The 20,161-nt window shown below is 68.3% G+C and carries 18 protein-coding genes; 11 read left to right on the plus strand and 7 right to left on the minus strand.

The features are described 5' to 3' along the window. The 4 genes from PSQ39_RS15425 to PSQ39_RS15440 form a co-directional block, all read left to right on the plus strand. The coding region (locus tag PSQ39_RS15425; RefSeq protein WP_273927927.1) for a phosphate acyltransferase at nucleotides 1–175 on the plus strand (175 nt) is incomplete at its 5' end. A 207-nt stretch (nucleotides 176–382) separates the two neighbouring features. Further along, entirely contained in the window at nucleotides 383–739 is a 357-nt protein-coding gene (locus PSQ39_RS15430; protein ID WP_409242044.1) for a ribonuclease domain-containing protein, read from the plus strand. A 101-nt stretch (nucleotides 740–840) separates the two neighbouring features. Continuing rightward, nucleotides 841–1,242, plus strand: coding sequence for a barstar family protein (locus tag PSQ39_RS15435; protein WP_273927725.1), 402 nt, complete (start codon nucleotides 841–843; stop codon nucleotides 1,240–1,242). Nucleotides 1,243–1,649: 407 nt separating this feature from the next. Continuing rightward, nucleotides 1,650–3,428: a methyl-accepting chemotaxis protein gene (locus PSQ39_RS15440; RefSeq protein ID WP_273927928.1), complete on the plus strand. Its 1,779-nt coding sequence runs from the start codon at nucleotides 1,650–1,652 to the stop codon at nucleotides 3,426–3,428. A gap of 56 nt (nucleotides 3,429–3,484) precedes the next feature. Here the strand turns inward: PSQ39_RS15440 and rsmA are convergent, their stop codons facing one another. The 3 genes from rsmA to PSQ39_RS15455 are packed head-to-tail and all read right to left on the minus strand — an operon-like array spanning nucleotide 3,485 to nucleotide 8,027. Then, entirely contained in the window at nucleotides 3,485–4,243 is a 759-nt protein-coding gene (rsmA, locus tag PSQ39_RS15445; RefSeq protein WP_273927726.1) for a 16S rRNA (adenine(1518)-N(6)/adenine(1519)-N(6))-dimethyltransferase RsmA, read from the minus strand. Further along, the gene (locus PSQ39_RS15450; protein ID WP_273927727.1) at nucleotides 4,243–5,625 is read right to left on the minus strand and encodes a peptidylprolyl isomerase; all 1,383 of its coding nucleotides are present in this window, start codon (nucleotides 5,623–5,625) and stop codon (nucleotides 4,243–4,245) included. Before PSQ39_RS15450 ends, rsmA begins: the two co-directional genes overlap by 1 nt. A 23-nt stretch (nucleotides 5,626–5,648) precedes the next feature. Beyond that, nucleotides 5,649–8,027, minus strand: coding sequence for an LPS-assembly protein LptD (locus tag PSQ39_RS15455; protein ID WP_409242045.1), 2,379 nt, complete (start codon nucleotides 8,025–8,027; stop codon nucleotides 5,649–5,651). A gap of 89 nt (nucleotides 8,028–8,116) precedes the next feature. Between PSQ39_RS15455 and PSQ39_RS15460 the strand changes: the two genes are divergently transcribed. The 4 genes from PSQ39_RS15460 (at nucleotide 8,117) to PSQ39_RS15475 (ending at nucleotide 11,709) form a co-directional block, all read left to right on the plus strand. Further along, nucleotides 8,117–9,232 carry an aminoglycoside phosphotransferase family protein gene (locus tag PSQ39_RS15460; protein WP_273927729.1) on the plus strand — a complete coding sequence of 372 codons (1,116 nt, stop codon included), beginning with the start codon at nucleotides 8,117–8,119 and terminating at the stop codon, nucleotides 9,230–9,232. 130 nt (nucleotides 9,233–9,362) lie between these two features. Next, a complete protein-coding gene (locus PSQ39_RS15465) occupies nucleotides 9,363–10,088 on the plus strand; it encodes a 16S rRNA (uracil(1498)-N(3))-methyltransferase (RefSeq protein WP_273927730.1) in 726 nt (241 codons plus the stop codon). Next, on the plus strand, nucleotides 10,088–10,576 hold the full coding sequence (locus PSQ39_RS15470; protein WP_273927731.1) for a hypothetical protein: 489 nt from the start codon (nucleotides 10,088–10,090) through the stop codon (nucleotides 10,574–10,576). Before PSQ39_RS15465 ends, PSQ39_RS15470 begins: the two co-directional genes overlap by 1 nt. 176 nt (nucleotides 10,577–10,752) lie before the next feature. Further along, on the plus strand, nucleotides 10,753–11,709 hold the full coding sequence (locus PSQ39_RS15475) for a hypothetical protein (RefSeq protein ID WP_273927732.1): 957 nt from the start codon (nucleotides 10,753–10,755) through the stop codon (nucleotides 11,707–11,709). Between the two features lie 150 nt (nucleotides 11,710–11,859). Here PSQ39_RS15475 and PSQ39_RS15480 read toward each other — a convergent pair whose 3' ends face one another. Further along, nucleotides 11,860–13,398, minus strand: coding sequence for a cytochrome P450 (locus PSQ39_RS15480; RefSeq protein WP_273927733.1), 1,539 nt, complete (start codon nucleotides 13,396–13,398; stop codon nucleotides 11,860–11,862). A gap of 48 nt (nucleotides 13,399–13,446) precedes the next feature. On the opposite strand from PSQ39_RS15480, the gene PSQ39_RS15485 reads away from it, so the two are divergent. Then, complete coding sequence (locus PSQ39_RS15485) at nucleotides 13,447–14,328, plus strand: helix-turn-helix domain-containing protein (protein ID WP_273927734.1); 882 nt, start codon at nucleotides 13,447–13,449, stop codon at nucleotides 14,326–14,328. Nucleotides 14,329–14,341: 13 nt separating this feature from the next. Here the strand turns inward: PSQ39_RS15485 and PSQ39_RS15490 are convergent, their stop codons facing one another. Continuing rightward, nucleotides 14,342–15,031, minus strand: a complete 690-nt coding sequence (locus PSQ39_RS15490) for a hypothetical protein (protein ID WP_273927735.1) — start codon at nucleotides 15,029–15,031, stop codon at nucleotides 14,342–14,344. A 114-nt stretch (nucleotides 15,032–15,145) separates the two neighbouring features. Beyond that, on the minus strand, nucleotides 15,146–16,834 hold the full coding sequence (locus PSQ39_RS15495) for a thiamine pyrophosphate-binding protein (protein ID WP_273927736.1): 1,689 nt from the start codon (nucleotides 16,832–16,834) through the stop codon (nucleotides 15,146–15,148). Nucleotides 16,835–17,033: 199 nt separating this feature from the next. Here PSQ39_RS15495 and PSQ39_RS15500 point away from each other — a divergent pair, with 199 nt between their 5' ends. After that, nucleotides 17,034–17,948 (plus strand): LysR family transcriptional regulator, encoded by a 915-nt coding sequence (locus tag PSQ39_RS15500; protein WP_273927737.1) that lies wholly within the window; start codon nucleotides 17,034–17,036, stop codon nucleotides 17,946–17,948. A gap of 124 nt (nucleotides 17,949–18,072) precedes the next feature. Further along, nucleotides 18,073–19,254: an MFS transporter gene (locus tag PSQ39_RS15505; protein WP_273927738.1), complete on the plus strand. Its 1,182-nt coding sequence runs from the start codon at nucleotides 18,073–18,075 to the stop codon at nucleotides 19,252–19,254. Nucleotides 19,255–19,278: 24 nt separating this feature from the next. Here PSQ39_RS15505 and PSQ39_RS15510 read toward each other — a convergent pair whose 3' ends face one another. Next, nucleotides 19,279–20,139 carry an alpha/beta hydrolase gene (locus PSQ39_RS15510; protein ID WP_273927739.1) on the minus strand — a complete coding sequence of 287 codons (861 nt, stop codon included), beginning with the start codon at nucleotides 20,137–20,139 and terminating at the stop codon, nucleotides 19,279–19,281. Nucleotides 20,140–20,161: the final 22 nt, after the last annotated feature.

Genomic DNA, 20,161 nt, shown 5'->3' on the forward strand with positions numbered 1-20,161 from the left:
TGCGGCCAACATCTCGTACAACCTGCTGAAGACGGCGGCTGGCGGCAACATCGCGATTGGCCCGGTGCTGCTGGGTTCGGCCCAGCCGGTGCACATCCTGACGGCCAGCACCACGGTGCGCCGTATCGTGAACATGACGGCGTTGACGGTGGCCGATGCCAATGCGGCTCGGTAAGGGCCTCACTCAGAGCGAGCGCTAACTTTTAGAGGCGCTAAACCCCTTGGCGGCTGCCCAAACTTTGGGCAGCCGCTTGCATTTCAGGGGTAAATACGTCAAACTCACGGCTTGAAATTTTGGGGTTTACCCGAGGTTTCTGAAAGGTGTAATTTCATGCTGCAAAACGTTGCCGCCAGAACAAGCCGGTTTTCAGTGGCTTGTCTGATGATGGCAGCGGCCCTCTTTGGCACTGCTTTGGTGCATTCCCGAGAGGCGCCCGCGACCGATGGCTTGCCCACGGTCACCCTGGCGGAACTGCCTGTTCAGGGGCGCGAGACCTACCAGTTGATCCTGCAAGGGGGGCCCTTCCCCTATGACAAGGACGGCGTGGTCTTTGGGAACCGCGAGCGCATTTTGCCGTCTCACAAGCGTGGCTACTACCGCGAATACACCGTTCGGACACCCGGGTCACGTGACCGGGGCGCCCGGCGTTTGGTCTGCGGCGGTTTGCAGCCCACAGCGCCGCAAGCCTGTTACTACAGCAACGACCACTACGCGAGCTTTCGCCGCCTTGTCGAATGATCCCCGAAGCCACCGGTTCCCTTCTTGCGGCATCCGCAGGCCCTCGGGTCTTGGGCGGCAGCCGGCCTATTTTTTTTGACCTTAGAGAAAGAGACGCGGAGATGGATACGCCACTTCGTACCGTTCGAACCAACATCGTTCAGTCGATTCGGGCCTTTCGGGTACAGGACCTTCAGGAAGCCGCACGGCATCTGGGTCAGCACTTTCTGTATGCCAACCTGGCCAACGCCCAGTCCAAGCAGGACGTGTTGGACACCATTGCGGCGCAGTTCACCTTTCCGTCGCATTTCGGGAAGAATTTTGACGCGCTGTACGACTGCATGACCGATCCCTTGCATAAATCGGGCCCGCAGCCCGGTTTTGTGGTGGTGCTGGAGCAGATTCCTGCGCATGCCAAGTTTGACAAGGAAGCGCGCGAGCAACTGCTCGACATCTTCCGCGACGCCGCCGACTACTGGGCCGACCGCAAGATTTCCTTCCGCTGTTTCTATTCTTTTCTGTAGCCCGTTCTGCACAAGCTGGCCAAGCAGAACGGGCGACAGAGGCTCAAATCGGCAGCACCCTGACCGGGTTTGCCGTGAACCACGAAGCGGGCGAGAAAATGCCCACGGACAAGTTGGTGGATGTGTCTGCGCAGGCCCTGCGCATGAGCAGCCCCTTCAACTCGGGTTATTGGTTGTCGGCGGCCTGACGAAGCCCTGGTTGCCACACCGCCCCCAGAGGGCCCGCCTTGGCGGGCCTTTTTTCATGGGACTGCGCTGTATTCGCGGCACAGCGTGCCCATGAATTCCGCTGAAATGAGGGTTCCTGAGGATGGGCGGGTGGTGTCCTGCCCTTCAAGATGAAGACCTTGGTCGGCAAGGTGGCGCGCGTCTTGCCTCATTTGGCCGACTTCTCTGGGGCTTTTGCCATGAACTTGCTCAATCGTCTCTCTATCCGCAACCGGCTGTACTTTGGGACCGGTTTTTCCCTGCTCCTGCTCACCATCATCGGCTTGACCGGCTTTTGGGCCCTGCACAGCACCGACCGCACGCTGAAAATTTTGCTGGACCAAAAGGTGCAGGCCCTCACCACCCTGGATGAGTTGCGCTTGCAGGCGGCCGACGTGCGGCGCAGCGAAAAAGACATCATCATCAGCTTCAACAACTCGGTGGAGGTGGCCAGCCTGCGGGAAAACTGGACCAAGCAACTCAATGGTTTGCTCGGCGCCACCCAGACCTTTGGCGCTCAGCACAGCGACGAGACCGAGCTGACCGAGGCCCTGAAGAAAGTCCAGGCCTCACTCAAGGAATACCAGGCCGGACTGACCCCGATCCTGGAGCAGGTCGAGCGCGCTCAAATCGATGGCGCCGCCGCTGGCGCCTATGCCGACCGCCAAAAGAAGCACATCGAGGCCGCTGACCAAGGCCTGTCAGGCCTGGTACGCGAGGCCCGTGAAGCCATGCAGAGCTCGCAGGAAGCCATGCAGCAAGACATCAACCGCCAGATTGCCTTGATGGTGGCTTTGCTGGTGGTGGCCCTGGTGGTGCTGATACCGCTGACCGTGTTCAGTGTGCGTGGCCTGGCCGGCGCCATCACCCAGGCGCGCGACCTGGCCGAGCGCATTGCCCAGGGCGACCTGTCCAATGAGGTCTCCAGTCAGTCCACCGACGAACTCGGCCAACTGGTCAGCGCCATGGGGCAGATGCAGCAGTCCTTGCGCGACCTGGTCAAGCAGGTGTTGCAGGCCACAGAAAGCATTGCCACGGCCAGCACCGAGATCGCCAGCGGCAACAACGACCTGTCGCACCGCACGGAGCAGACCGCAGCCAACCTGCAAAAGACCTCTTCTTCGATGGAGTCGCTGACCCACAACGTGCAGCAGTCAGCCGAGTCCTCGCGCCAGGCCAGCAGCCTGGCCAGTTCAGCCTCCGAGGTGGCCGAGCAAGGCGGTCAGGTGGTGTCGCGCGTGGTCAGCACCATGGAAGACATCCGTGGCGCTTCGCGCAAGATTGGCGACATCACGGGCGTCATTGACGGCATTGCTTTTCAAACCAACATCCTGGCGCTCAACGCCGCGGTCGAGGCCGCGCGGGCGGGTGAGCAAGGGCGCGGCTTTGCCGTGGTGGCCGGTGAGGTGCGCTCGCTGGCCCAGCGTGCCGCCCAGGCCGCGCGGGAGATCAAGACCTTGATTGGCGCCTCCGAAGCCCAGGTGGAGTCCGGCGCCGCCTTGGTTCAGCAGGCGGGCGCCACCATGAACGAGGTGGTGGTCTCGGTGCAGCGCGTGGCGCAGATCGTGGCCGACATCACCCATGCGGCCAGCGACCAAAGCAGCGGCATCAGCGAGGTCAACCAGGCCGTGGCCCAGCTCGACCAGGTCACGCAGCAAAACGCGGCCCTGGTGGAAGAGTCTGCGGCTGCGGCGCAGTCCCTGCAAAGCCAGGCCGAGCAACTGGAGCAGCTGGTGCGGCGCTTCCGCCTGGGGGCTGGTGATTTGCAGGCCCTGCCGCGGCGCTCAGCGGCTGGACCGGTGAGCATGCCCGCGCCGCGCGCTGTGCCGGCCCCGCAGCGGGCGGCTACAGGTGCCTCGGCTCTGCCCAAGGTCAAGGCGACGGCGTCTTTGCAAGCGCCTTCTGGCAGCACCCGGGCCGCCCCGGCGGCTGCACTCGCCGCAGGCGCTGGGCGCGAGGACGATTGGGAAACGTTTTAACTGACGGGCGCGATGGGGGCCTGTGCCGGTCACACCGGCGTGGGCCTCATGTCGCCTTAAAGGGCTTGTGCCAAGGCCACGTACTCGGCCACGGGCACTTCTTCGGCGCGGCGCTGGGTGTCGAACTGGCCGGCAAAGGCACGGGCTTCCAGCCAGCGGCCCAGGGTGTGGCGCAGCAGCTTGCGGCGTTGGCTGAAGGCCACTTGCACCAGTTCTTCGAGCAGTTTGGGCGGCAGGGCGGCCGGCGTTTCGCGCGGCACCATGCGCACCACCGCGCTGTCCACGCGCGGGGGCGGGTCAAAGCTCTCGGGCGGCACGAACAGCACGTTCTCCATCGCGTAGCGCCATTGCAGCATCACGCTCAGGCGCCCGTAGTCCGAGGTCGAGGGTGAGGCCACCATGCGGTCGATGACCTCTTTTTGCAGCATGAAGTGCTGGTCTTGCACCACGTCCACGTGCTCCAGCAGGTGGAACAGGATGGGCGTGGAGATGTTGTAGGGCAGGTTGCCGACCACGCGCAGCTTGGGCACTTGAAGGTCTTGGGCGACGGCGGTGAAGTCGACCTTGAGCACGTCGGACTCGATCACCTTGAGCTGCGGGTGCTCGCGCAGGCGGCGCGCCAGGTCGCGGTCGAGTTCGATCACGGTCAGCTGGCCCACGCGCTCCACCAGGGGCTGGGTCAGGGCCGCCAGGCCCGGGCCGATCTCGACCATGGGCTGGCCGGGGGCCGGAGCGATGGCGTCGACGATGCCTTCGATGATCAGGCGGTCAGACAGAAAGTGCTGACCAAAGCGTTTGCGGGGAATGTGCTTCATCACAGGGGCGCTTCCCGCATCTCCACATAGGCGCGGTCGCGCACTTCCTTGGACCAGTTCACGTAGGCTTCTTCCATCTTCTTTTCGCGCAGCGCATTGCGCGCCAGGTCACGTTGGTCGCGCTGCGACATGGGCACCTCGCGGCGCTCCATCAACTGGATCAGGTGGACGCCAAAACGCGACACCACCGGCTCGCTGATCTGGCCCGGCTCCAGGCTGTTCATGACTTCTTCGAACTCGGGCACGAACTGGCCGGGGTTGACCCAGCCCAGGTCGCCGCCTTGCTTGGCGCTGCCGTCTTGCGAGTGTTCCTTGGCCAGGTCGGCGAACAAGGCCGCGCCCGACACGATGCGCTGGCGGTAGCCCTTGATCAGGTTGATGGCGGCTGCTTCGTTGAGCTTGGGACCGGTGCGCAGCAGGATGTGACGGGCCCGGCTTTGCGGCACCATCATCGCGGCCGGCTTGGCGCCTTGGCGATCAATCACCTTGAGCACGTGAAAGCCCGCGCCCGAGCGGATGGGGCCGGCGATGCCATTGACCGGCACGCCTTGCACCGACATGACAAAGAGTTCCGGGTAGAGCTCGGCGGCGCGCAAGCCCATTTCGCCACCCCGGGCGCGGTCGGTGCCGTTGGAGTAATCGCGGGCCAGACTGGCAAAGTCGATCCCGGCACGGGCTTGGGCCGCCACGCGGTCGGCCAGGGCCTTGAGGTTGGCCACGGTATCGGCCGGCGCTTCATCGGGCACGGCGATCAGCACCTGGGCCAGGTTGATTTCCTGTTGGGCCAGCGATTGGCGCGTGGCCTGTTCCACCAGCAGTTGGTCGATCTCCAGCTCGGTCACCTTGGCGCGCGGTTCGACTTCGCGCTCGCGCAAGCGCGACAGCAGGATCTGGTTGCGCAAGTCTTCACGCATCTGCTTGACGCTGACGTTGTCAGCCTCCATGCGGCGCTGCAGTTCAGCAACGCTCAGCTGGTTTTGCCGCGCGATGGTTTGAAACGCCTGGTCCACCGCACCGTCTTCGACCTTCAAGCCTTGCTCGACTGCCAACTGAACCTGGGCCTTTTCACTGATCATGCGTTCCAACACCTGGGCGATCAGTTCCGACTCGGGCGGAGGTCTCACGCCTTGTTGGGCCAGTTGTTGCAGCGCGCGCGCGGCGCGTGCGCGCACTTCGTTGTTGGTGATGGGTTCGGAGTTCACCACCGCCACGATGAAGTCGGCTGGCTGCGGGCCGCTGAGTGCAGGCGCTGCATTGGGGGCCGGCATGCCGATGGAGCTCGGCTGGGCGCTGTTTTTCAAGCGGATGCCCTGGGCCTGGCTCTGGGTGGTCAGAAGGGTCAGGCAAGCCAGCGCCAGCACAGAAACACGTTTGATCGTCATGGGAAAAAGCTCTGGCCAAGGCCTTAGTCGTAGTTGCTGAAGCGGCTCGGCGCCGTGACCTGCTCGCGCAGGTATTGGTAGCGCGGGATGCTTTGCCGCAAGGTCTGGAGCGGGCTGGCCCCGATGCGGGAGAAGCCCACGAATTCAATTTGGAACAGGATGCGGGTGTTGGCGGTCACCAGGGTGGTGTTCAAGCGGTCCAGCACCACGCGGCCAATCCAGCAGTCGGCATCGTACTCAAAGCCGACGATGGCGTCGACCATGCGCTTGTTCATCATGTCGTAGTTGAGCCGACCCACGCCGTACCAGCGACCCGGGCCCAAACCGCGGCCCGGACCTTTGTCCACGCCTTTGTCGCCCCACAAATCGTTGAGCGGCCATTGCCAGCCGATGTCGATTTGCTCGCTGTTGTCGCGCTGGAAGCGGTAGGCCGCGTTGATGACGCGGTAATTGCTGGGGCTGTAGCGCGCGCTGATGGACGAGGTGTTGGTGGTCTTGGACTCCGGGCTGACCGAGACCGTGGAGTCGAACATCCACTGCGGCGTCCAGTTGATGGCCGCCCCCAGCAGCAGGTCGCTGGCGCGGTTGGTCACCGGGGTGCCGCCGGGCAGGGTGACCAGTTGGTCGCGGAACAGCAGGCGCTGGGCCACCCCGAAGCGGGCGATTTCGGCGCCGGTTTCGGGCGCCAGCAGGCGGCTGGTCACACCCAGCGTGAGCTTGTTGGCGTCGGCAATCCGGTCGCGGCCCCCGAAGGCGTTCTCGGTGTAGATGGTGGCGAAGTTGAAGTCGTTGAGCGCCGTGTCGTACACCGGGATCGCGCTCTGGTTGCGGTACGGGGTGTTGACGTACATGGCCCGCGGCTCCAGCGTCTGGCGGTAGGCGCGACCGAAGAAGCTGGCGTCGCGTTCAAAGAACAGGCCGCCGTCCAGGCTGAAGGTGGGCACGGACACCGAGGCCTGGCTCATGCCATTGGCCAGCGGCGCACTGAAGCTGTAGTCGCTGCGGTAGAGCTGCAGCTTGGGCGTGATGAACCAGCCGGGCGCCAGCACCGGGCGGCTGACCACGGCCTGCGCGTAGCGGCGCTGGGTGTTGGGCTGGTTGGTCAGCGTGGGGTCGGCCTGGAACTGCGTGTGGTCGCCTTCGATCATCACGTCAAAACCCGCCAGGTTGTTGCGCGTGTAGCGGCCCAACAGTTTGGGCGCCTGGTCATACGGGGGCGTGATCGGCGAGGTCACGTCTTGCAGGGTCTGCCACTTCAGGCGGCGGAACTGGGCGAAGAACTCGTCCCGGCTCCAGCTCAGGCTGACGTCGTTGGGCAGCAGGCGCTGGGTCAGCGTGGGGATGCTGCGGTTGAAGTCGCGCCAGTAGTTGTTGTCGCTGACCCGGTTCAGGTTCAAGCCCAGGCCCAGCGCGCCGATGTTGGTGATCCCGGTGTCGATGGCCCCGTTATGCGTCACCGCATAGCCCCAGCGCGAGCTTTCGCGCAGCTTGTCGCTGGGCATGTAATTGCCCCACATTTGGCCGCGGTAGCCGTTTTCCAGGTAGCGGAAGTCACCCGCCAGGTCCAGGCCGCGCTTGGACATCAGCGTGGGGTAGAAGGTGGCGTCGCGGTTGGGCGCGATGTTCCAGTAGTAGGGCTGGGTGTACTCCAAGCCGTCGCGCGAGGACATGCCCACCGAGGGCGGCAGCCAGCCCGATTTGCGCGCGTCGCTCAGCGGGAAGCTCAGGGACGAGGCGCTGAGCACCGGCTTGCCGTAGAACTCCAGCACCCCGTTTTGCGCCACGCCAATGCTGTTTTCCTGGTCCAGCTTGACCGCATCGGCGCGTAGCAGCCAGGCCGGCATCCAGTCCGGGCCGCCGGTGGGCCGGCAGGTGCTGTAGGTGCCGTTTTGCACCACCATGTTGTTCTCACCGACGAAGTCGATGCGCTGCGCATCGCCGTAGGCCTTGGTGGCCAGAAACTCGTAGTGCGGCTCGGTGAAGAAGCCTTCGAAGGCGTCGACCTTCAGTTCCAGCTCCTTGCCCCGGTAGGTGTTGCCGGCCCGGTTGATGAACACATTGCCACGCGCCTTGGCGGTGTCGGTGGACTGGAAGTACTCCAGCCGGTCGCCGCGGATCACGGTGTCGGCCCGGCGCAGTTCGCCATGGCCTTCGACGGCGGTCTGCAATTCGTTTTGCCCGGTGATCTGGTCCCCTGTGACGAAGGTCGGGCGCTCAGGGCGGGACAGCGGCGGGATTTTGTCTTGCAGCTGAATGCTGCTTTTGAGCCGGGGCGAGGCCGTGTCAGCGGCATCACTCTGGGCCCAAGTGCCTTGGCACAACAGGGCGGCCAGCACGGCCAAGGGGGTCCGAACGAACGGCCGCCGGGCTACAGGTCTCGGTTCACGCATCGTTCGGGACATCCATCGCAGGCAATTGGGGGGTGGGCTGGCGCTCAAGGGGCGGCCCGAGCCGCGCAGGACGCAGCCGGGTTTGTAGAATTCGATTATCCATGACCCAGCCTGTGACTTCCTCCCCCGCCCCCACACATCCCCAGCCCGTGACCTGGGCCGACCCGGCCCGAGCCGCTGCCTTCACGGCCTGGCTGGCTGACGAGGCGCCCCGCCACGGCCTGCACCCGGCCAGCCTGAGCCTGGCCTCGGCAGACGCCAGCTTCCGCCGCTACCTGCGGGTGGACAGCGTCGCGGGCCCCCGCATCATCATGGACGCGCCGCCCGACAAGGAGAACTGCGTTCCCTTTGTGCAGGTCGCCGAATTGATGGCCGCTGCCGGCCTGAACGTGCCCCAGGTGCTGGCCTGGCAACAGGCCCAGGGTTTCATGCTGCTCAGCGACCTGGGCGCGCACACCATGATGAGCGTGCTCGACCCGCAGCAGCCGCAAGCCGCCGCCCCGCTCTACAGCCAGGCCACCGACGCCCTGGTGCAGTGGCAAAAAGCCTCCCGTCCGGGCGTGCTGCCGGTGTATGACGAGGCCTTGCTGCGCCGTGAACTGGCCCTGTTCCCCGACTGGTACCTGGGTCAGTACCGCCAGTTCCAGATGGACGACAGCCAGCGCAACGTGCTGGACAAGGCCTTCAGCACCATCGTCCAGCACAACCTGGCCGCCCCCCAGGTGTTTGTGCACCGTGACTTCATGGCGCGCAACCTGATGCTGGGCCAGGCCGAGCCCGGCGCCCTGCCCGGGCCTTTGGGCGTGCTCGACTTCCAGGACGCGGTCTACGGCCCCATCACTTACGACATCGCCAGCCTGATGCGCGACGCCTTCCTGACCTGGGAAGAAGACTTCGTCATCGACGTCACCGTGCGCTACTGGGAAAAGGCCCGCAAGGCCGGCCTGATGGACTTTGAAGACTGGCACAGCGACTTTGGCGCCTTCTACCGTGGCGTCGAATGGATGGGCCTGCAGCGCCACCTCAAGGTGGCCGGCATCTTTGCCCGCCTGACCCTGCGCGACGGCAAGCCGCGCTACCTGGCCGACACGCCGCGCTTCATCCATTACATCCGCTCCACCGCCAACCGCTACCGCGCCCTGGGCCCCCTGCTCAAGTTCATTGACCAGGTGGAGAACATCCAGACCGTCAGCGGCTACGCTTATGGCCGGGTCTGAGCCCAGCCAGCCTGTTGAGCGTCTGATTCGGTTCTGCGGCGCTGCCCCGGCGGGCACCGCCGCTTCTATTTCCAGCCCCTGCTGCCGGCTGCCCCTGGGGCGGCCGGCGGCTTTCTGACTGCTGTTGACCATGCCCCGCTTCCACTGCCCTGCCCCCCTCGCCACCGGCACTGCCCTGAGCCTGCCGGCCGGCACCGCGCGCCATGTGCAGGTGCTGCGCCTGCAACCGGGCCACACCATCATCCTCTTCAACGGCGAGGGCGGCGAGTTCGAAGCCACCGTGACCCGCATGGGCCGCTCCGACGTCGACGTGGAGGTGGGTCTCCACCACGCCATCGAACGCGAGCTGAGCCGCGCCGTGCACCTGGTGGTGGCCATGCCCGCCAACGACCGCATGGACTGGTTGGTCGAAAAAGCCACCGAACTGGGCGCGGCCAGCATCCAGCCCGTGATGGCGGCGCACAACGTGCTGCGCCTCAAGGGAGAGCGCGCCGACAAAAAGGTGGCGCATTGGCAGGCCGTGGCCGTGGGCGCTTGCGAGCAGTGCGGGCGCAACCGCGTGCCCCTGCTGCACCCGGTGCTGGACCTGGCCGACTGGCTGCGCCGCGCCGGCCCCGTGGCGCCCGAGCAGACCCGCGTGCTGCTCTCGCTGCGCGAAGGCACCCGCCCCCTGGCGGCCCTGCCCTGGGCCCAGCACCCAGGCGCGCTGACCGTGCTCAACGGGCCCGAGGGCGGGCTCAACCGCGAAGAAGAAGACGCCGCCGTGGCCGCCGGCTTTGTGCCCGTCACCCTGGGCGCGCGCGTACTGCGCGCCGAAACCGCGCCCCTGGCGGTGTTGGCGGGCCTGCCAGACTGATGCTTGATTTTTCGCTGCTTGACTTTGACCTTCCCGACCTGAACCTGCCCACGCTGACCCACCAGCCCCCGGCCAGCCAGGCCGCTGTGGGGGCCGACCTGCCCCGGGCCACCAGCGCGCCGCAATCCGAGTTCTTTGCGTCCGCCCCCGCCGAGCCACAGGCGCCTTGGGCCCCCCGCCTGGCGCGGCAGGCCGCCGTGCTGGAGGCTTGGCGGCGGCTGTGCCAGGGCCCTGCGGCAGGCTTGCCGCAGCGCATGGGCCTGTTCCTGACCCTGGCCGAGCAAGATGGCCCCCGGCTCAGCCGAGCGCAGATCGCACAGCTCTGCCCGGACCAGCCCCATGAAGCCCTGGACCGGGCGCTCCATCGCCTGCGCGTCAGTGGCCTGCTGGCCTGGGAAGGCGGGCAGCGCCGCTACCTCATCACCCCGCTGGCACGGCAACTGGCGCGCTTGCTGCAGCCCTGGGGGCAGGCACCGACCTCGGCTTGACAGGGGCGAGGCCAGCCTGCCCCTTCACACCGGTCAGGGTGGGGGGCAACCCTGGCACAATCGTCGCCGAGATGGGGTGTCAGCCAGGTGGCTGAGGCCCACTTCGTTTGCGCTGCGCCAGCGCGTGCGGGCCCATCGATCTTTCACCTCATTCCATTTGAACCAGGAGAAGGCCGATGTCGGGCTTTCAAGAGCACAACCCTTTGGACGCGCAGGGCGCCACGCCCTACACCCCGTCGACTTTCGACTGTGCGCCGCCCCCGCCCCCTTTGCCCGAGTTGCCGCTGTGGGGCCACTACACCGACACGTCGCTGCAAGTGCGCGCGGGCGTGATGCCCGGCATGCCCACGGCCCTGGCCGTGGTCGCCATGGACAACGTGCTGCGGCGCGAACACCAGCAAGCAGAGGACCAAGGCCGGGCGGACGAAGCCCAGGCCCAACCCAGCCCCTCGGGCAGCGCGCCGGTGCCTCACCCCACCCGCCTGCGCTCGCAGGCGCCAGCGCCGAGCGCCGCCCCTGTCCCGACCCCGATGCCAGACCTGTGCTGCCAAAGCACGGCCCAGGCGCTGGGCTGGCTGCAGGACAAGCTGCAAGCGCTGCGCGACGCCCGCCGTGACCGCGCGCGCACCCCGGCCCGTGTGGCCGGCGCCCTGTGGCTGGCGGCCTGGCTTTGGCCCGTGCTGATGCCCCGCTTGGCGGCCATGGTCCGCGTGCTGTTCCCGTACCAAGAGGCGTTGCTGCTTGTGGGCTGGTGCCTGTGGGCGCTGGCCTTGGGCGTGGGCGTGTTCGCGCTGCGTCAGCGCTGGCGCGCCAGTCCCGCCGAGCAGGCCACGCGCCAGCTGCTGCGTTGTTGGCAGGCCGTGCTGCCCGAGGCGGGCATGGTCTTGACCCCGGCGCTGGCCGACCGCCTGTGTACCCAGGCGGGGCTCAGTGGGCTGTCGGTGCAGATCCGATTCTTCGAGTGGCAGGTGCCGGCGCGCCGGCTTCAGGCCCCGGTCGAAGGGCAAGCGCCTTTTGTGCTGACCTTTGAACACGGCGACCTGGGTTACCCGCCGGCGGCCGAGCAGGCGCGCCTGCTCAGCTGCCACCCCAAGGAAAGCGTGGCGCGGCGCATGGAACGCCTTTTGGGCTGAGACCATGAGCCCGCTTCCACCCCAACCCCCATCCCAAGCCCAACCCCCAGCCCCGGCTGAGCCCGACACCCTGGCCGCCCCCAAGGCCCCGGACTGGGACGCCCTGCTCGAAAGCCCCGCCAGCCTCGCCTTGCTGGACCAATGGGTGGCTCAGGCGCAGGCGGAAATGGCCGCCGGGTCGGATGAGCCCACGCGCCCCCCCGCCCCCCCCTGACGCCGCTGCAGCCGCAAGCGGACACCCCCCCGGGGGCGCAGGGTCACATTCATGTCCGGCAGGCCCTGGGGCTCGGGCTGGCCCAGCGCCAGGGTGTAGCGCTGCAGCAGCATGGCCGCCACCAGGCCCATCTCCATCAGCGCAAAGTGCTGGCCCAGACAGACCCGGGGGCCCACGCCAAAAGGCATCCAGGCGCTGCGCGGCAGCGGTGGCGCGTCGGGCAGAAAGCGTTCGGGGCGGAAGGCTTCGGGCTCGCTGAACCAGCGCGGATCGCGGTGCAGCACCCAGGGGCTGATGCGCAGCAGCGCGCCGCGCGGGATCTGCCAGCCGCCCAGGGTGATGTTGGCCGTGGTGCGTCGGCTCATCAGCGCGCCCACGGGCGGGTACAGGCGCAGCGCCTCCTTCAGGCTGGCGTTGAGCCAGACCAGTTGCGGCACATCGTCTGCCGTGGGCTCGCGCGTGCCCAGCACCTGGTCCACCTCGGCGTGCAGGCGCTGCGCCAGCTCGGGGTGGCGGGCCAGCAGCAGGCTCCACCACAGCAAGGCCGTGGCCGAGGTTTCATGGCCGGCCTGAAAACTCACCATGCACTGGTCAAAGACTTCGCGCGGGCTGAGCGCGGCGCCGTCGCTCTCATCGCGCGCGGCCAGCAGCCGGGCCAGCAGGTCCTCGCGCTCGGGCGCGGCCGGGGCCTGGCGGCGCGCCTCGATGTGGCGCCCGATCAGGCTGCGCAGGCGGTGCAGGGCCTGCCGCTTGGCGGCCTTGCCCGGCAGGGGCAGCCAGTCGGGCAGGGTCAGGGGGTAGAACATCTCGCGCATGGCGGTTTCGCTCAGGGTCTGGGTCGCCCCGCTGGCGCTGTGAACCTCCTCCGGCGTGGCCGCGTGGCTGAACAGGGTGCGCATGATCACATCCATGGTCAGCTGCGAGAACAACGCGTCCATCGCCACCGTGCCCTGCTGCTGCCCTGCGGGCAGGGCCTGGTCCAGGCCTTGGGCGGCGGCCTCGGTCATGAGCCGCGCATAGCCGGCCACGCGCTTGGGGGTGAAGGCCGGCATCAGCAGGCGGCGCTGGCGTTGCCAGGTGGCCCCCTCGGTGACCAGCACGCTGCGGCCGAACACCTGCTCGAACACCGCCACCCCGCGCTCCCAGCGCACCAGGTGCTCGGCCTGGTCGACCAGGGCCTCGCGCACCAGCTCCGGGCTGTTCAGGTCGTAGGCGCGTTCGTTGGCGATGTGCATCAGGCTCAGGTCGCCATGGTCGCGCTGCAGGCCGGTGACAAAGCCCAGGTAGTCGCGGCGCATGGCGCGCAGCAGCGGCAGACCGAACCAACCGGCGCGGGGGCCGGGCGGATCACCGGCCCGTGGGGCGGGCTGGGCCTGGGTAGGGGCGGTGCGGGTGGGGTGGGAGGTCGATGTGGCGTGGTTCATGTCCGCCAGCGTGCCGGCACCGGCGCCGGGGGTATAGAACAAATTCGACATCGCAGGGGCTTGGTGGCCCGGGCGGCGGCGCCGTTTTAGACTCCGCTCATGCTGCCAACCCCCTCCTTGCTGGGCGCGCCGACCCGCCTGTACCTGCCCCGCCCTTCGCTGGTGGCCTGCGTTCGCGGCACCATGGTGCGCAGCACCGTGGGCCTGGACTGGGCCGATGAGCAGCGTTTCAACCACTTCCCGGCCACCCCCTTGTGCAGCCTGGGCTGGTGGTTTGAAGGCAGTGGCGAGCTGCTGGCGCGGGGCGCACCGGCGGCCCTGCACTCACCGCGTCGGCCCTATGGCTCGCGCCTGGTGTTTGGCGGGCCGCAGACCGGCCCCTCCATCACCTGGAACCCTGGTCCCGCCCACGGCATGATGGTGATGATCATGCCGGACGCGTTGCAAAGTCTCACCGGGCTGGACGTGGGGGCTTGGGTGGACCGCATCGGCGACCTGCGCGAAGCCCTGCCCGCTGACTGGGTGGCCATGGCCGAAGCCGTGCTGGCCCAGCCCGACGACGCACGCCGCGTGGCCTGTGTGGAGGACTTCCTTGAGCCGCGCTGGCAGGCGGTGCGGCCCCAGCGGCTTTTGCAGGCCCAGCGCTACCAAGACTGGGCGCAGTCGATGGCGATGCGCGCCGCCACCTCATCGGTCGGGCGCAGCCTGCGCCAGGTGGAGCGCCGCATCAAACACTGGGCGGGCCAGCCCATGCGCGAGCTGCGTGGCTTTGGGCGCTCCGAGCAGGTTTTCTTCCAGGCCCTGGCCGAAGCCGACGAAGGCCAACGCCCGCGCTGGGCCGAGCTGGCCGAGGCCAGCGGCTACGCCGATCAATCCCACCTGTGCCGTGAAACCCGACGCATCACTGGCTTTGCACCGCAGGAGCTGATGCAGCGCATGACGCACGACGAAGGCTTTTGGAGCTACCGGCTGTGGCAATGAGCCGGGGGTGACCTCAAGGCATGGGCAGGCAGTGCAGTGCGCTGGGCGCACCCCGGGCCGAGGTGGCGGGCGCCAGGCCTTGCAGCACCACGCTGCCGAGCTCGGGCAGGTAGACCACGCTGGCCGGGCCGAGCGCGCTGTAGTGCGGGCTGTCCTTGAGCGTCTCTTCAAACACCGCCTGCACCCCGCTGAGCACATGTTCGATCACCAGGCGCCGCTGCCCGCTGTAGCGCAGTGCGCTGTCCGCCACTTTGCTGGGGGGGACGCGCCGAGTCTGGCCTTCAAAGCTCAGGCGCAGGCGCAGGGCACCGTCGTGGCTCAGGCACTGGCCTTGCAGGCCGCTCAGGCAGTCGGCCGGCAGGGCGCGTTCGGTGTCGGGCCAGGGCAGCAGCTCGGCCTCGAGCAGGCGCTCAGCGGCCCAGGGCTTGAGCGCCGGGCAGGCGCGTGGGCTGCTGGGCGGCTCCAGCGCCCACAGCTGGGCAGGGCTGGGCTGCTCGGGGCCTGGGTGACCGCGGGCCACGGTGCCGACAAAGTACTGTCCCTGTTCGTTGCGCCACCAATGGCGGGGCGCTTCGGCGTGCGCCGTGGCGCGGCTGTCGGGCTGCGGCATGGGGCGCAGCGGCCAGGGGCCGCGCACGGCGGTCATGGCGCCCCAGGCGCCAGGTCCCAGGCTGCACAGCAGCAGCACAAGCAAAACACGCATGGGGCAATCGGGGCAGGAGTTCGGGCCTTGCAGTGTAGCCAGACCGGCTTCGCACCCCGTCCGCCCCCGGCCGGCCCAACCCGCGCAGGGGGCCAGCGGGGGCGCTGGGGCGGGTCAGCGCCGCGCCAGCGCGGCCTGGCGCAGGCCCTGCAAAGTGCCCGTGGGCGTGATGGCTTCGGGGTCCAGCAGGCAGTGCAGCACGGCGGGCAGGCCGCTGGCGCGGGCGCGCGCCAGGGCGGGGGCAAAGTCTTCGGTGCGTTCCACGCGCTCGCCGTGGCCGCCAAAGGCGCGGGCATAGGCGCAGAAGTCCGGGTTCTTCAGTGCGGTGGCGCTGACGCGGCCCGGGTACTCACGTTCCTGGTGCATGCGGATGGTGCCGTACATGGCGTTGTCCAGCAGCACCACCAGCAGGGGCAGGCCGTACTGCACGGCGGTGGCGAACTCCTGGCCGTGCATCATGAAGTCGCCGTCGCCGGCAAACACCACCACGTCGCGTTGTGGCCACAGGCGCTTGGCGCCCACCCCGGCGGGCAGGCCGTAGCCCATGGAGCCGCTGGTGGGGGCCAGCTGGCTGGCGTAGTGGCGGAAGGGCCAGAAGCGGTGCACCCAGGTGGCAAAGTTGCCGGCGCCGTTGCAGAAGATGGTGTCGGCGGGCAGCTCGGCGCGCAGCTGCTGCATCACCTCGCCCATTTGCAGCGGGCCGGGAATGCGGATGGCGGCCGGGTCGCTCCAGCGCAGGTAGTCGGCGTGGATGGCCTCGGTCTGGGCGCTCCAGGGGCGTTGTTCAGGGGCCGGCAGGGCGGCCAGCGCGGCGGCCAGGGCCTGGGGCGTGGCGTGCAGGGCCAGACTGGGGCGGTACAGGCGGCCCAGCTCGTCGGCGTCGGCGTGGGCGTGCACCAGGGCTTGGCGCGGGTTGGGGATGTCCAGCAGGGTGTAGCCCTGCGACGGCACCTCGGACAGGCGCCCGCCCAGCAGCACCACCAGATCGGAGTCGCGGATGCGCGCCAGCAACTGCGGGTTGGCCCCCAGGCCCAAGTCGCCGCCGTAGCAGGGGTGGTCGGCCGGGAACAGCATCTGGCGGCGGAAGGAGCAAAACACTGGCAGCTGCCAGGCGCTGGCAAAGCGCGCCAGGTCCTGCACCGCTGGGGCCGACCAGCGGCTGCCGCCGACGATCAGCACCGGCCGTTCTGCGGCCTGCAAGCGGGTCTGCAGCTCGGCCAGGTCGGCCGCGCCGGGGTGGGTCTCAGCCACGCGGTACGGCTGGGCGTTGGCCACGCTGCAGGCCTCGGTCAGCATGTCCTCGGGCAGGGCCACCACCACGGGGCCGGGGCGGCCTGAGGTGGCGACGTGGAAGGCGCGCGAGATCAGCTCGGGCAGGCGCGCCGGGTCGTCGATCTGCACCACCCACTTGCTCATGGTGCCGAAGACGGCGCCGTAGTCCAGTTCCTGGAAGGCCTCACGCCCCAGGGCCTCACGCGCCACCTGGCCAACGAACAGGATCAGCGGCGTGGAATCCTGGTGCGCGATGTGCACCCCGGCGGCGGCGTTGGTGGCGCCGGGGCCGCGTGTCACAAAGCAGATGCCCGGCTGGCCGGTCAGCTTGCCCTGGGCTTCGGCCATCATGGCCGCGCCCCCTTCTTGGCGGCACACAGTGACCGCGATGTCGGCGTCGTGCAGGGCATCCAGCACAGCCAGGTAGCTTTCGCCGGGCACGCAAAACAGTTGCTGCACCCCGTGCAGGATCAGCTGGTCCACCAGAACCTGGCCACCGGTGCGGGGAGTGAGGGCTTGAGGGCTTGTCATAAGGGCTTTTGAAAACAACAGGACAGCGCGCCCCCGGCCGGGTGGCGGCTGGGCGATGGTGGGGCAAAACGGGTCGGCGCGATACTGAAAAAACCTGAAGACTTGATGCCGTTTCAACATCAAGTGCCCCGCCCGCAGGGTGGCAGGCCCTGTGATCTGCGCTAAGGTAGCGGCTTGCTTCATGCCCCGAGGTCATCACATGCTGCGTCGCAACCTGCTCCCCGCCCTGCCCGGCCTGCTGGCTTTTGAAGCGGCGGCGCGCCACGCCAGCATCTCGCGCGCGGCGGCCGAGCTGCACCTGACCCAGGGCGCGGTGTCGCGCCAGATCCACCAGCTCGAAGAGCAGCTCGGCGTGGCATTGTTCCACCGGGTGCGCCAGCGTGTGGTGTTGACCGACCCAGGCCGCATCTACGCCGGCGAGCTGCGCCCGCTGCTGCGCCAGTTGGGCGAAACCACGCAGAAGGTGATGAGTTTTGCCGGTGCGGGCGGTGTGCTCAACCTGGCCGTGCTGCCCACTTTTGGCACGCGCTGGCTGGCGCCGCGCCTGGGCCGCTTTCTGGCCCTGCACCCGCAGGCCGGCCTGAACGTGGCCACGCGCACCGAGCCCTTTGACTTTGACACCGAGCCTTTTGACGCCGCCATCCACTTCGGGGCCCCGCACTGGGCCGGTGCGGCGTGCCACCCACTGATGCACGAGGAGGTGGTGGCTTTGTGCAGCCCGGCCTACCAGCGCGCGCAGCGCCTGCGCCGCAGCGCCGACCTGGCGCGCGCGGTGCGCCTGCAACAGACCACCCGCCCCCTGCTGTGGGCCGAGTGGTTTGCCGCCGCCGGACAACCCGTGGAGCAGGCCGCGCGCGGCCCGCGCTTCGAGCAGTTCGCCATGATGGCCCAGGCCGCCGTGCATGGCCTGGGGGCGGCCTTGCTGCCGCGCTTTTTGGTGCAGGACGAGATCAGCAGCGGGGCCCTGGTCGTGCTGCCCGGCCCGCAGCTGCAAGGCCCCGAGGCCTACCACCTGGTGGTGCCCGATGCGCGCGCCCACAACCCCCTGGTGCAGGCCTTCCAGGCCTGGTTGCTGGCGGAGGTCCAGGCCGAGGGGGCGGCCGCGCCGGCCTGAGCCGGGTGGACCGGGGGGCTGGGCTGAGCGACGCCCGCGGGCCTGGGGTGTCGCCACGGGACGGCATTGGGGTGGCGATAGCCGCTACGATGGTGGGTTACGCCCCTCTTTGAGTGCTCACCTGATGAACCGCCACCTGTTGTTGCTCACCCTGTGCCAGGGCTTGTTTTTGACCAACAACGTGGTCTTCATTGCCATCAATGGCCTGGTCGGCCTGAGCCTGGCCCCGGTCAGCTGGATGGCCACCTTGCCCGTCATGGGCTATGTGGTAGGCGGGGCTTTGTCCACGGCCCTGGTGGCACGGGCCCAGGCGCGCTGGGGGCGGCAGCGCTCGTTCCTGATCGGGTTGGCGGTGGCCCTGGGGTCGGCCGGGCTGTGCGTGCTGGCCCTGGCCATGCGGCAGTTCTGGCTGCTGTGCTGCGCCACCTTGGTGGCTGGCTACTACAGCGCCAATGGCCAGCTGTACCGCTTTGCGGCGGCCGAGCTGGCAGCCCCCGCCTTCCGTGAAAAAGCCGTCTCCCTGGTGTTGGCTGGCGGCTTGATTGGCGCCATCGCCGGGCCCAACCTGGCCAAGTACACCCGTACCCTGACCGAGCTGCCCTTCATGGGCGCCTATGTGGCCTTGATGGGGGTGGCGCTGCTGTCCATGGGCTGCATGGCGCTGATCCGCTTCCCCGACACCCGCCCGGCGCCGGGCGCCGTCCCGGTCGGCCCAGGCCGGCCCTTGGGCGAGATCATGCGCCAGCCAGTGTTTGTGGTGGCAGCGCTCAGTGCCGCCCTGGGCTATGGCGTGATGAACCTGCTGATGGCCGCCACGCCGCTGGCCATGCAGGTCTGCGGCCTGGGGTTTGACGACGCGGCCCTGGTGCTGGAGTGGCATGTGATCGGCATGTTTGCCCCCGGCTTTTTCACCGGCCACCTGATCAAGCGCTTCGGCGTGCTGTCGGTCATGGGGGTGGGCGTGTTGCTGAACGTGGCCTGTGTCGTGGTGGCGCTCAGCGGCGTGGACCTGCACCAGTTCCTGGTGGCCTTGTTCCTGCTCGGCGTGGGCTGGAACTTCCTCTTCACCGGCAGCACCACGCTGGCGCTCGAGGCCTACCGCCCCGAAGAAAAAGACCGCGCCCAGGCGGCGATCAACTTCTGTGTTTTTGGCACCATGGCCGTGACCTCGTTCGCCTCGGGCGCCCTGGTCACCACCCAGGGTTGGACCTGGCTGAACTGGGGCTCCACCCTGCCCATCGTCATCACCGCGCTGGCCTTGGGTTGGCTGGCGCTGTGGCGTCGCCGCCCGGTCGCCCCGGCCTGAGGTCACTCGGCGACGGTTGTTGGCTCAACCCGGCAGCGGCGCGAAGTGCTTGTCCAGCCACTCGCGCAGGCGCTCGAAGACGGGTTCGGCCAGCTCGGGCGATTCGTTGAACAGCTCGTGGTAGAGCGTGTCAAAGCAGCGGCTTTCCACGCAGGAGGGGGCGGCCGCGGCAAAAGCCTGGCTGCCGGCAGGTCGCACCAGGTGGTCGTCACCCGCGTACAGCAGCAAGGTGGGCACGCGCCAGCGCGAGGCGGCCGCGACGGTGGCCGGGCCGTGCTCGGCCATGAAGCGCACCAGGCGCGTCGAGATGCGGTTGTGGCAGTGCGGGTCGGCCTGGTAGGCGCGCACCGTGGCGGCGTCGTGCGACAGGTACTTCAGCTTCAGGCCGTTGGCCACGCGCAGGTCAGGCAGGGCCCGGGCCAGGCCGCGCAGCAGCCAGGTTTGCAGTGGGCTCAGGCCGATGTCCAGCGCGGGCGAGGACAGCACCAGCCCGTCGACCTGGGCCAGTCGGCGCGCCACAAAGCTGCTGGCCACCAGGCCGCCCAGGCTGTGGCCAAGCAGGATCAGCGGGGTGTCGCGCGGCGTGCGGCTGCGGGTGCTTTCGATCACGTCGCCCAGGTCTTCCAGCAGGCGTAAATCGTGGTTCAGCCCGCCGCGTGGGCCGCCCGATTCGCCGTGGCCGTAATGGTCGTAACCGCGCACGGCGAAACCCCACTGGTTGAGCCGCTGGGCCAGGGCGGCGTAGCGCCCCGCGTGCTCGCCCAGGCCGTGCACCAGCAGCACCTGGCCGCGCAAGGGCGCGTCCTCGGCCAGCGGCCAGTCCTGCACCGCCAGGTTGTCGCCATCGCTGGCGGTGAAGGTGGAGAGTCGACTTTCGGGGTCCATGGCGGGGGCGGTGCGGGGCGCA

The organism is Curvibacter microcysteis, from assembly GCF_028649455.1.
Classification (GTDB): domain Bacteria; phylum Pseudomonadota; class Gammaproteobacteria; order Burkholderiales; family Burkholderiaceae_C; genus Curvibacter; species Curvibacter microcysteis.